This is a genomic window from Mucilaginibacter sp. P19 (assembly GCF_050632265.1).
GTDB classification, from domain to species: Bacteria; Bacteroidota; Bacteroidia; order Sphingobacteriales; family Sphingobacteriaceae; genus Mucilaginibacter; species Mucilaginibacter gossypii.
In genome coordinates this window covers 2673164-2685127 of record NZ_CP192586.1, presented here as the reverse complement: position 1 = coordinate 2685127, position 11964 = coordinate 2673164, and the positions used below count along the sequence as shown (strand labels likewise).

15 protein-coding genes are annotated in these 11964 nt (G+C 45.1%); all 15 read right to left on the bottom strand.

Going from position 1 to position 11964, the window contains the following annotated elements:
• Nucleotides 1-47 precede the first annotated feature (47 nt).
• Nucleotides 48-227 (bottom strand): histone H1, encoded by a 180-nt coding sequence (locus tag ACQ86K_RS12965; RefSeq protein ID WP_091170778.1) that lies wholly within the window; start codon nucleotides 225-227, stop codon nucleotides 48-50.
• Between the two features lie 77 nt (nucleotides 228-304).
• On the bottom strand, nucleotides 305-1291 hold the full coding sequence (locus ACQ86K_RS12960; RefSeq protein WP_431200497.1) for a hypothetical protein: 987 nt from the start codon (nucleotides 1289-1291) through the stop codon (nucleotides 305-307).
• Complete coding sequence (locus ACQ86K_RS12955; RefSeq protein WP_431200496.1) at nucleotides 1233-1580, bottom strand: hypothetical protein; 348 nt, start codon at nucleotides 1578-1580, stop codon at nucleotides 1233-1235. Before ACQ86K_RS12955 ends, ACQ86K_RS12960 begins: the two co-directional genes overlap by 59 nt.
• Before the next feature lie 2 nt (nucleotides 1581-1582).
• Nucleotides 1583-2650, bottom strand: coding sequence for a conjugative transposon protein TraM (gene traM, locus ACQ86K_RS12950; protein ID WP_431200495.1), 1068 nt, complete (start codon nucleotides 2648-2650; stop codon nucleotides 1583-1585).
• A 234-nt stretch (nucleotides 2651-2884) separates the two neighbouring features.
• On the bottom strand, nucleotides 2885-3514 hold the full coding sequence (traK, locus tag ACQ86K_RS12945) for a conjugative transposon protein TraK (protein ID WP_091170769.1): 630 nt from the start codon (nucleotides 3512-3514) through the stop codon (nucleotides 2885-2887).
• Nucleotides 3514-4704, bottom strand: a complete 1191-nt coding sequence (gene traJ / locus ACQ86K_RS12940) for a conjugative transposon protein TraJ (RefSeq protein ID WP_091170765.1) — start codon at nucleotides 4702-4704, stop codon at nucleotides 3514-3516. Before traJ ends, traK begins: the two co-directional genes overlap by 1 nt.
• Nucleotides 4701-5345 (bottom strand): hypothetical protein, encoded by a 645-nt coding sequence (locus ACQ86K_RS12935; RefSeq protein WP_091170760.1) that lies wholly within the window; start codon nucleotides 5343-5345, stop codon nucleotides 4701-4703. Before ACQ86K_RS12935 ends, traJ begins: the two co-directional genes overlap by 4 nt.
• Entirely contained in the window at nucleotides 5332-5988 is a 657-nt protein-coding gene (locus ACQ86K_RS12930; protein ID WP_091170758.1) for a hypothetical protein, read from the bottom strand. Before ACQ86K_RS12930 ends, ACQ86K_RS12935 begins: the two co-directional genes overlap by 14 nt.
• Nucleotides 5975-6655: a conjugal transfer protein TraI gene (locus tag ACQ86K_RS12925; protein WP_091170755.1), complete on the bottom strand. Its 681-nt coding sequence runs from the start codon at nucleotides 6653-6655 to the stop codon at nucleotides 5975-5977. Before ACQ86K_RS12925 ends, ACQ86K_RS12930 begins: the two co-directional genes overlap by 14 nt.
• Nucleotides 6656-6739: 84 nt before the next feature.
• Nucleotides 6740-7117: a hypothetical protein gene (locus tag ACQ86K_RS12920; protein WP_091170749.1), complete on the bottom strand. Its 378-nt coding sequence runs from the start codon at nucleotides 7115-7117 to the stop codon at nucleotides 6740-6742.
• 5 nt (nucleotides 7118-7122) lie between these two features.
• A complete protein-coding gene (locus tag ACQ86K_RS12915; RefSeq protein ID WP_431200494.1) occupies nucleotides 7123-9588 on the bottom strand; it encodes a TraG family conjugative transposon ATPase in 2466 nt (821 codons plus the stop codon).
• A complete protein-coding gene (locus ACQ86K_RS12910; protein ID WP_091170743.1) occupies nucleotides 9572-9907 on the bottom strand; it encodes a DUF4133 domain-containing protein in 336 nt (111 codons plus the stop codon). Before ACQ86K_RS12910 ends, ACQ86K_RS12915 begins: the two co-directional genes overlap by 17 nt.
• Complete coding sequence (locus ACQ86K_RS12905) at nucleotides 9904-10182, bottom strand: DUF4134 domain-containing protein (protein WP_091170979.1); 279 nt, start codon at nucleotides 10180-10182, stop codon at nucleotides 9904-9906. The genes ACQ86K_RS12910 and ACQ86K_RS12905 overlap by 4 nt, the downstream gene beginning before the upstream one ends.
• A 123-nt stretch (nucleotides 10183-10305) precedes the next feature.
• Complete coding sequence (locus ACQ86K_RS12900; protein WP_091170740.1) at nucleotides 10306-10842, bottom strand: hypothetical protein; 537 nt, start codon at nucleotides 10840-10842, stop codon at nucleotides 10306-10308.
• 142 nt (nucleotides 10843-10984) lie between these two features.
• Nucleotides 10985-11869, bottom strand: a complete 885-nt coding sequence (locus ACQ86K_RS12895) for an RteC domain-containing protein (protein ID WP_091170736.1) — start codon at nucleotides 11867-11869, stop codon at nucleotides 10985-10987.
• Nucleotides 11870-11964: the final 95 nt, after the last annotated feature.

The following is an 11964-nucleotide window of genomic DNA, read 5'->3' as shown; positions in this document are numbered from 1 at the left end:
CGGTTCACAGCAGGGCTTTCCCAAATTTGTTAAGCGTGATTTGTTATTTATTTCGCTGCGTTTTTCTTTTCCGTTACGTCTTTACGCAGGTCTGTGGCCACAACTTTGATCTGCTGTAAAGCATTGCGCAGACGAGTACCGGCCGCTTTGTTATTTTTCTCGTAAAAGGCTGCACCTTCTTTTTCGGCGGTTTCTACCAACGCTTTCAGTTCTGCTAATTTTTCCATAGTCTTTTAAATTTAAATTAATAATGATGTAAATAAATGTTTTTCAATAAATAAGGCAGCAAAGATAAACAAGCCACTTAAACTGCCATGCCCTGTTCTTGGGTTTTGGCTTGACTCTTATCCTTGCTCACTTCCAGCTTATGATCTTTGGCCGGCTCCTTCAGGAACTGTTCGCGTTTTTCCGGTTTACCGTCCTCACGGAAGAAATTCAGTTGGCTATAACGCGGTGAAACTTCCATGTACAGCTTACTTTCCTGGCCATCCTTGCTCACGGTTACCAGCGGGCGGTTACCGTTTTCGACAGATTTGATCAATTGTTCATGTTGCTTTTCATCATTCAGCTCTTTAATATTGAACTTGTTCAGCGTGTTTTCCAGGATAAAGCCATAGGTTGGCACATGATATTGTAATGTCTGGAAATTATGGTGGCGATCTTTCTGACTATCCAGATCTAATTTAACCCAAGCCTGGTAGGGTTCGCCACCCAACTTTAACAAATCATCACGAAATACCGCCCGCCCCTGGATCATATTGGCCGACTGTTCGGCGGTAAATCCCTTACCGCGTTCCACGTAAATAGTTTGGCTGATACCCGGGTTGCGGTAAGTGCGATTAAAGTCCTTTTCGATATAATTCACGTTGCCTTCTTGCATTTTCGCCAGTTCGGTTTTATGGGCAGGGTCTTTACCGATAGCCAATACCGCGTCGCCAAACTGCGCCTTAAAGAAAGTTAAAGCGTCCTCAACCTTATCAAAAGACTTTACATCGTTTTTGCCGGGTTCCTTTTCGTTCGGGCGAATAACCATGTATTTTTCACCCTCGGCCAATGGCTTACCATTTAGCAGGCGCACATCGTACTTATTCAGGTAATAATTTTCGGATTGGCCCGATTGCTTAAAGCTCAGCGTCATATCGATCTGCCCTTTGTTACCCAGCACACGATCATGTATCGTAAAATCACTTACACCGCGTTCCATTTGCTTTTGCATGTCTTCCGCGACTTTCTTACCAAATCCCAGTTTGGTCAATTCTTCCTTTAGATTCTCCAGATTGTTGTAATTCATATCTTTTACGTTTTTTAATGAATTGGCTTGTTTCAGTTCTGTCGAGCAAAGCATCGACACGCCGGTAATGTATCTCATGCATTTGCCCTGGCCCACGCGGCTCATAGTACGGCGCTTTCGATTCCAGGTATTCCATCGCATAACCCAACGTGTCGAAAAACACGAAATGCTGCGGCTTCAGTTCCGCTGCCGTTGGCACCAGTGGAAACACCACATGATTGATGCCTACATCCTGCGCCTCCTCCAGCATGGCAATGATCTCCCCGGCGTATTTCGTTTCCAGTTGCATGACTAAGATTTATTGACCCTCAACAGCACCTGCTGGCCGCCATGCAGTTTCACCCGTATGCGTCGCGCTTTCTTGCCGAGTAATCCTTTTGCCGCCGAGATACCCGCCGTCGCCGCTTGTGTACCGAGCGAGTAGTCCGCTGACAGGAATTGCATGCTTTCCAGCGCACCGTTTGTCCCCTGCCCGGCGGCCTCGCTGAGTTCCGCTTCAGGCGCCGCTATGCCCGCCATGCCGTCCAGCGAAAACACGGTGAGATTTACGGGGATGATCGAAGTGCCTAAACGAATGTTTTTGATTTCCAGTAGCAGCCTCTGATTGGTGATCGAGCATGAACCTGACAATGATTGACCTTTTTGCAATAGCATACCATCAATGCGCACGGTATCCGCCAGCAATAACCGCACGACGCCTCCAGTCAATATTTTCTGATTGCCATCGATAATTGCTGGTATCGCCTTAAAAGCGCTGTCCGATTTTTTATTTGCAGCTTCCCTTTTCAGTTTGTCCGAAACCAAACCCGGATTTTGAATTTCTTTGATCTTATCCAGCATACCACTTAGTTGCGCCATCTGCGGATCGGGCGCATTAGCCTCATTTTGTTTTTCCTTCAGCAATTTTTCCAATTGCTTCAATTGTTCGGTTTGGCTGTTATCCGAACTACCAGTGTTCGTTAGCTGCTTAACCTGCTGCGGCGGTTGGCTGATTTGCCGGTTTATAGCCGCCAAGCGTTCGTTGATTTTGACCTCGTTTGCTTCAGCCGAACCGGCCGGTTTATTAAATTTCGCTGTATCCCAGCCCAATGCCGCAAAGGCTCCGGCTGCCGAATGCGATCTGTCCGCTGCACTATCGCGCTGCGCCCGGTCATAGGCACTCAATTTATCCGTTGGGTCTCCCTTTTGCAGTTGTGCACCCGGTAAGGCCGTATTGATGCCGGGCTGCGTTGCTGCCGATTGTGCTGTAGTCGAGCCTCGTCCGCCGCCCAGGGCGTAAAAGCCCAAAGCAGAAAACAAGAACACGAACACCGGCATCACCAACAGCATGATGAGTTTTCTTTTTTCTGGTGTTGTCATAAAATGTCGTTTGTTAGAAATGAATGAATGCTTTAATACACAAGAGCAGACAGCAACCGCCGAAGAGTAGGATAAACAGCGCCAGCGCAGTCAGCCAGGAACTCCGGTTCCAGTATTGTGTTCGGCGCCCTAAGAATTTCGCCATTTTTCGCTGCCGTTTATCCAAACCACTCCGTAGGTCTACCAACCATTCCGCAGGCTGACTGTCGTGGTTAATTCTTCTTTTAAATAACCTCATGGCTGATTTGCTTTAACCTGTTCATCATTGTTTTGCAGGATTTGCCACTGCTGGATCAGGAAGCCGTGCGGATTATTATCCGTCTCCGTTTTCAGATCGCTGACCTTACCCTGTGTAATCAGCCTGCGGGTCGTCGTCGAAGTACTCCTGACCAGTTTCTCTGTAGCGTAACAGGTAAATCCGTAGGGATAATGATTGAGATCGAGCTGAATGCTGTCTACTTTGATCTGCTGATTGATATTGGCCGAAACCAGGTTATTGAAATAACCGGCCTCCTTCAAGTTATCATAAGCTGTCTTTGCGCTGTTATCTGCCAGGTAAAGTGCCTGATCGATGTTCACCGCGATCTGCTTATCATCCGGTACCAGCGTAAAGAAGTCCTCGTGAAAGGTTTTGATATGATCGCGTAGCTCCACTGGCAAATTGGTTTTCCGACCCGAGGCAAAAGCTGCCAGTACCTTGCCGTTATACAGGATGTGTACCCGGTTCTGCGCACGGTCAACTATATCATAACTTTTATAAATGCAGAACCCGCAGATCAGCACATTCGCTGCGATCAGCAAAAAGCTGAACAGCCTCACATGTTTAAAAGCCGTGTCTATATTTTTGAAATGTGTAAACGCCATCACTTACCCTCCAGTTTATTTTTTTGATGATTGCTTCCGCTCCCCCGGTAACCCTCCATAAAATCAGCGGGTGCATTCAGGATATTGCTGCGGGCCTGCTCAAAACGCTCACCCGCTATACCCGCGCCAGTGACACCGGCATTAACTGTGGTAGTGGTGACGCTTTGTGTTAGCCGGGTGACATTATTGAGTAATCCATTTCCGCCATGTGCATGGATCACGTAATTGGCGACACTCGGCACGGAGAAGTACCCGACAATACCAATGCAGAGAAATATGAGATAAGCTAAATCGGCCTGACTAAAGAAAGTATCGCCTGAACTTTGAATTTGCGAAATGTCCAGCTTGATCATTTCTTGCTGCACCTGCCCGATGATCGAGCCGAAGATGTTCGCAATCGGCAGCCATAAAAAGATATTGATGTACCTGGCGATCCATTGTGTCAGCGTGTGCTGCAAGCCGTCGAAAACGGCAAAGCCAAATACCAGTGGGCCGAGTATTGCCAACACAATCAGGTAAAACGTCCGAATCACATTGATACAAAGAATCGCCGCCGCATACAATACCTGTAAGACTTCTGACATCCATTGCTTGATATTGTTCTTAAAGTTATAGGCCTGTTTATCCATCCAGAATTTCACATCATTGCCTAAACCGGAGAAAGTACCCTCGTTCTGATCATTTGGATCATCGGGATGCGTGTATTTGTACCAGGTCTGCCGGTCGCCGTTCCCGTCATCGCCGATATACATTTGATAACTGGAACTATGCTTGATGGCATCTTCCTTTTGTTTGAGCAGCAATGCGATGCTGTTGTCCGAATTGGTCACCATTGCGCCAGTCGCAGAAACAATGGGCTGCATAATGCCGTTCATGAGTGCTATAACTGCCGGAAACATTAGAATAGCCATACCCAGAGCGAACGGGCGCAATAGTGGATAAAAGTCAATTGCTTCGGCACGCGCGATTTGTTTCCAAACTCGGGAAGCTATACACCATAATGCAGCAAAACCAGCGATACCACGGCCCGCATCGATCAGGTTACTGCACAGCGGTATCATCTGGTCATAAACCTTATTCAATACCGGCTGCATCCCATTCAAACTGGTGGTGATATCCTGTGCTTGGCTTAAAGCGGGTAGCAATAGTAATACCATAGCCGCCCCACTGATATAGATGTACTTTTTCATGGGTAGAGGGATTTTAAGTTATTGACCTCATTTTGTTCGGCTTGCCTTTGCAGCAACAGCACATTTGTGCGCCGATTAAAATCTCTTAGGAAGCTCAATTTATCACTGCTTGCCGCGTAGATACGGTCGATGGCCGACAGTCTTTCATCATCACTCATGCGTAATTTCGAGGCGGTGATGATGTTGGCCAGTTCGTTCACATCATTTAGTGCTGCATTCGTGAGCTGCGCATAGACCCGCGACAGATAAGCCAGTTCATCGGCATTAAATCCGCCGCTGTTCTGAAATTGCCAATAAGCCTTTTTGTACTCGGTAATAATGCTGGCCTCATCAGTAATAATATCTGCCACACGCGCATATTTAGCTACTTCGGGATTGACTGCTAATAAGCCATTGAGAAATACCGAATGCAGGTTGAAATTACCTTGGGCTAAACTTTTTACCTGCTGATAGCCTTGGGTCAGTATACTATAGCCCTGCTGCATATCGGATAGAATGGCCTTGAACTGTGTCAGCTTCTCAATGTCATATAGCAATTGTTGCATATCCTGCCCTGTAGACACCTGGGCGGCGGCATGCCTAAAGCTGAAAGCGCAAAGTAGGAAGCAAACCAGCCCAATGAGTTTTTTAATTAATTTCATATAGGCGCCTTAAAGTGTTTAAATCATTCAATGAGTTATTGCGCTGGATAATGAGCATACGCGCGCCATTGCAAAAGGCCATGCTAAATCCCAACTTATCCCGGACACGCTGATAAATACCATCTAACCGTTCGATACGCTCATCATCGCTCATCTCCAGTTTGCCGTCGGTCATCACCAATTGCAATTCGGATAAGTCTTTGTCAGTTTCAAGCAATACCGCCGCTTTTACTTTGCCGATATAGTTCCGGGTATCATCATCTATTGCGGATAAGCTATCCATGAGGTCAAATTGCAGCGGAATACGTTGAGCATAAGTAATGATGCTGTCTGCCTTCGGATCATTTTTAATGACCAGGTTAACCGTTCTTAGCGAATTATAATAGGTTGAATGCAAATTAAATTCACCTTTCAGCCAATTGCTGACGCCGCCCCAACCGCTCTGCGCGATTCGGTAGCCTTGCTTCACATAACTACTATATTGCTCAAGCGCCGCGATCTGTTCGGTCAGGTATTTGATCTGCGTTTTCTTTTGCTGAAACCATTCGGCAAAAGTTTGCGCGTTAGCATCGTGAAAGCTAAAAGCACAAAAACTAAAGCAGATCAGCCAACCACTTAATATTTTTCGGTTAATCGATGCCATAATACTTCTTTAAAGTAAATACCTCGTTCTCGCTATTAGCTCGCTGTATACTAAGCGTGTAGTTCTGATTGTTGAACGTTTTGAGGTCGATGCAATTCGTATCCACCCGGTCTGCAGCCTTGTCGATCAGTTGCAGCCGCTTGGCATCGGTCATCTGCGTTTTAAAAGAGTTGATAACCACCAATATCTCATCCAGGTTTTTAACGCTCTCCTCCAGTATGCCGGAGTACACCTTTTGCATATAGGAAAGCTCATCCGCTGAAAAATGGGAATCTGTTTTAAGCAGATTCCAGGCGTGGTTGTACTGGCTCACCAATGCAGCCTGCTTTTCCGTCATATCCTTGACGCGCTCGTAGTAGGCAATCACCGATTTGACCGTTTGCAGCTCCTTGTAATAGTTATCAAAAAGATCTTTTTGTTTTTGGGTCTGGTCGGATATTTCCGCTAGCTTCAGTTTGGATAACTGGTTTTCCAACGCCTTTTGTGCATTTTGGAGCCAGATCGTTTGATTTTGCAATCGCTGCACTTCCAGGTCTATGGCCCTGATCACCCTGCCCACGGTCGAAGAAATGACCGAGCCGACAACAAATTGCGCATCGGCACCTTGAGGCAGAGAGACCAGTATGGTAGCTGAAGAGAGCGGCAGAATCACCATATAGGTTTTCATAAATTTTAAAAGCTTGGACACAATAACCTCCTTTAGCGCCACTTGATGCGGCACCTCAATATTTTTGTGTGATGAATAATTCTGTTAGTTGATCTTGCGATAAACGGCCTGTTTCAGCATTAAAATACCCTTATCCGGGTCAAAGCGGAACACTCGTCCTGTATTCGTCTCGTTGAGTAGTTCCGTAGCACTATCATAATCGCCCTCGACCTTTTCAAGTTTATGCTTTTTAGATAACAGCTTACCGTTCCGAATGGCTTGGTAGCCAGTATTGCGTTTGATGAGGTAATGCTGATTATCCGTATGGGTGAACACCAGTGTATCATCTGCAATACTATATTCACTCTGTGCATGGTTGACATAAATCCCATCGATGAATAATTGAACTTTTGCACTCTTACTATGACAGGCCGCTATAAAAGCTATGCCGCATAACATGAAAAATTTGAAATACTGCTTCATTTTAGTTAATTTTTAGTGGTTAACTCAATAGCCAGCATCGCGATACCTTTTTGAATGCTGCCATACTTTTTCGCGTATTGCTGAACTTTTACCTTTTCGGTCTCTTCGGTGGTATAGGCCAGGTATTCCATCAGGCTCACCTCGGTTCGGTAAACTTTGGAGTACTGGCCGCCCAAACTGATAAAAACCTCTTTATATTTCCGTTTCGGGTCATTGGCCCGGTTCATCGAGAGTATTTGCGCTTTTTCCTTTTCGGTCAGACCCAACAACTCCTGTATCGCATCGAATTTGTTCTGGTACTTACTCTGATCGAGCAATATCTTGCAATCGGAGTTATTGATAATGGCCTGCTTAACGATGGGCGATGAGATGATGTCCTCCACTTCCTGCGTAACCACGATAGCCTCGCCAAAGAATTTACGAACCGTTTTGAACAAATATTTAATGTATTCGGCCATCCCGTCTTTGGCAATCGCTTTCCAGCATTCCTCGATCAGCAACAGTTTACGAATACCCTTGAGCTTACGCATCTTGCTGATAAACATTTCCATTAAGATGAGCGTCACTACCGGAAACAAGATCGGGTGGTCCTTGATAGCATCAATTTCAAAGACAATAAATCGTTCGTGCAGCAGGTCAAGGTTTTCGGTAGCGTTCAATAGATAATCAAATTCACCGCCCCGGTAGTAAGGATTGAGCACGAACAGGAAATTGGCCACATCGAAATCTTTTTCCTTTACCTTACCGTCTTCCAGTACTTGTAGGTACACTTCCATCAAGTATTCGTAGAAAGTATTAAAGCAGGGAAAGATGTCGGGGTGCAAAGAAAGATGATCGAAATAGCCGGTCAACGCATTCGATAGCGCCACATATTCCGAACGTTTAAAATGCTCATCATCCTTTTTCCAGAGAGCTAAAAGCAATGTCTTGATACTCTCTTTCTTTTCGGTATCCAGCACATCGTCATCGGTCAGGTAGAACGGGTTAAAACTGATCGGTGATGCGTCCGAATAAGTGAAGTAGTAACCGTCTACGAGTTCGCATAAGCCCTTGTAGCTATGGCCAACATCGACCAACACTACGTGCGCGCCCTGTTCATAGTAAGAGCGAACCAGGTGATTAGTAAAAAATGATTTCCCTGAACCAGAAGGGCCTAAGATGAATTTGTTACGATTGGTAGTAAAACCCAGCCTCATCGGCTCGTCTGAAATATCTACATGCACCGGCTTACCTGTTAAGCGGTCACCTAAACGGATACCAAAGGGGCTGATACTGTCGCGGTAATTGCTTTCCATATTAAAAAAGCAAGCCGCCTGCTCGATGAACGTGTCGAACGTATCATTCATTGGAAAATCGGCCTCATTTCCCGGCATTCCGGCAAACCAAATCTGCGCTGCGCCAGCGGTTTCCTGTTTTGCCGTGGCATCCATTTGTGCCATTGCCGAACCCACCAAATTTTTCAGCTCGCGTACTTTTGCCATATCATTTGACCAGGCCAATACGTTAAAATGTGCCTTGATTGGTAAACGCTGCTCCGCGATAGCCTCGTTAAGAAAATCATTGACAGCATCTCGGCTAATAGCATTTTCTCGGCTATAGCCTGAAAGGGATTGCAGACGTAGCTTCTTGGCTTCTAAACGTTTAATTGTCTTTTGTCCGTCTTCAATAAAAAGGTATTGATTCAAAATGTGGTTACAAGCCAATAGGCTTCCCAGCGGCGAAGCAAAACCGATACTGAATTTCGTACGGTCAGTTGAGTATTTATCATAGTTTATGCGGCTGCCGCATAAAGGCGGCAAATCTTCCACATCGGAAAGCGTATACAGTTCGCAATGATTGTTACCAATCTTAAGTTCATCCTTGATATAAATATCCTGCACTAAAGGTGGTTCCTCCTTACCTTGCAACATCAGGTAGCGTTCTATGACACCAGCCTGCCCTTGGCTTCCTGCTAATTCATCATCAGACAGACGAATCAATTTTACATAACCGCTATCCGAAAGTACCCGCTCGAATTGTCCGGCACTATCTAAAAAATCTTTAAATAAAATCGGGTTAACTGTTTGTTGTGGTACAATGCTTTTGCGCAACACGTTGCTGTAGGCCGATGAGGCCAGTTTGCGATCCTTTGGTTTTTGTGTTAAAAAGATGTAGCAGCGGTGTTCGAGGCATTCCCGCTCATTAAAGAAACGTTCGCTGGCTCGTGAAAGAAAGCTATTGCCAGCCTTTTCAAAATCTGCATTAAAACTACTTTCCAGCCACCAATCTTGTTTATGAAAAATAGAACCGACCGGCAATAAACGGATTGCCTTTACCCAAGCCTGGTGATATACTTCATAGTCTCGATCCGACAGCGTAAATATTTCCGGCAAGTCAATCTCGTAACCAATAGAGATATCACCATGTGCCGACAAGATCGCGCCATTTTCCACCTTGCTCAATGGCAGTATTTTTTCAAGGGTGATTTCCATGTTTATTTGAATTAAGATTGATAAATAGTTTCCTGGAACGGTATTGGATGAACTCCGGTAGCTGTTTTTTTGCAAAATATTTGGTTAGTCCATGTTCACCAAACCTGTGGCTGAGGCGAAACACCGAAACAAATAAGCCGCTGCCTAAACCCAATATTAGCAGCAGGATAATCCAAAGGCTTACGCCACATATATATAGAACGGCAAAGCTGATCAGCAACCCGACTAAACCAATAGCCAGATAAGCGATGTACTGTGCTTTCAACCCGCGAAATACAATTGGTTTTGATACGCCTTTGTTGATCCGGTAGATACTCATAGCCCAAAGAATGATTTAAGTACAGTTGCTACCACCACCAAGAATACGCAGGACCCGAACCAGGCGGCAGCTACCTTGTTCGTATCGGGCTCACCAGCATTCCATTTGTTGAACACCTTGATTGCCCCAATAATACCGACCACGGCACCGATAGCGTACATCAAATTACAGCCACTATCGAAATAGCCTTTGACTTGGGTGGTTGCTGAATTAATACCGGAGTTGCCGTCCTGCGCAAAACAATAGTTGATCGTCAACCAACCGACCAAAAACATTAGTGTCTTGGTCAGTGCAATGCGTTTCTTTTCAACAGGTAATGAGCGATATGTTGCGATCCAGGCGCAGACATTTTGAAATGCTATTTTAAATAATGATTTCATGTTTAAATAATCAGAGGGTTATTTCCAGAGGTTAGTTAACTCTTCGTCCGATATGGGAAACAGGGCGTTGTCACGGATGTACTCATTCAATGCCCGCTCACTAGGTGTATCACGGATGGCGGTATACTTTGCTTTAACCAGCTCGAACAAGGAGATGAAATCATCTTTACCACCTTGCTCTCTTTCGAGAATATGAAAGATTCTTTTCAATTCCTCAATCACATCGGGCACCAAGCTTTGTTGCAATTCACGGCCGTCAACTTCTTCATGCACATCTTGTACAAAGCCGAACATATTCATATCCAGCCTGGACATGCCTTCAGGCAACTTAGATTTGCCGATCACCCCCTCATCCTCTTCCAGTCCCGGCTCATCATCGAGCTCTTCGTGCCACTCACGCATAACTGGCCTTAAATCAGGCTTACCTTTCCGACTACCTAACCAATTTTTTAACTGGTACCGGTAAAGCAGCGGTAAGACGATGAAATACCAAATGCTTGCAAGCACTAAGGCAGTGATCAAAAACTCCTGCCATGTGAATGATTTGAATACCATAATATTTCGCTTTTGTCCGGCGCGACATTGCGCCGGATTTTCAAAAGCAAAATTTCATCGCTACCAAAAACTTAAGTGGGTCATTCAGGTATACCGCTGAAATATTAGCACATCTCTGATTATTAATTATTTATAAATTTATCTAATCACGAATTTTCCCTTTATTTCCCTTGTTAGGATCATATTCGTTCTCCTTGTCGAACTTGCGCTCAATGCTATCACGCATTTCTCCGATATATTGGGTACGGTCGAGCCGCTTCCGGCGTCGCAATTCAGAAACCCGTTTTGATGGAATGCCAAGATTGACGTGAAAAATTTCTTCCAACGCCCGAAAGATGTCGGCAATGCTGGCGGAGCCATTGTTCACCTGCACCGTTTGGTGAATACCGATGCCGATCTCGGCTAAGTTGATCGTATCTCCTGTCCAGTGCAACTCACCGGCTTCAGAACCCGGTTCAAAAGGGATAGCCGGATTCTTCCTGAGCATCATGATCTTTTCAATTAGCCAGTCCCGCAGGCTTTCATAAGCCTTGAATTTAGAGAAGAGGTAATCACAACTCGTGGAAAACTCCGGGTCGAGATCAGGGACGTTCGGCAGCAAAATATTTTGAGATTCGGCCCCTCGGATAAAATAGATGTTATCCAGTTCGTCGGCATTGAGTTTATAATATTGGTAAATGAACGCGTATTGCCGAAAAAATCTGGCAATATATAGCAGTTCTAGTTCCAGAAAATCGATCTGTTTAGATACATCGCCTTTGGGCAGATGACTTTCGATCTCATAGAGTTCTGTGTAGTAAATATTCCAATGATAAAAAGCAGGCTTGATGTGTTTAAAGAAAGGGATTTCCTCTGTTTTGTCTTTAAAGGGATGATCGTCAAAATGGACTTTGAGTTTTTTCAGTGCGTCGCGGATGAGCTTTAATGAGGTCGTCCAACGCTGAAATGGGTCTTTTGTCTGGAAATAGGCTTTTTCCAGATCATCTTCTAACTGGCGGAGTAGCCGAGTGCTAATTTCCTGTATCATAAGTAAATTATTAAGAAAGCTCTGCCTTAGCCTGTTTACTGGCGACAACTATTACTCCGGCAGAATATCATGTAGGGGGATTATCTGTATCGTTT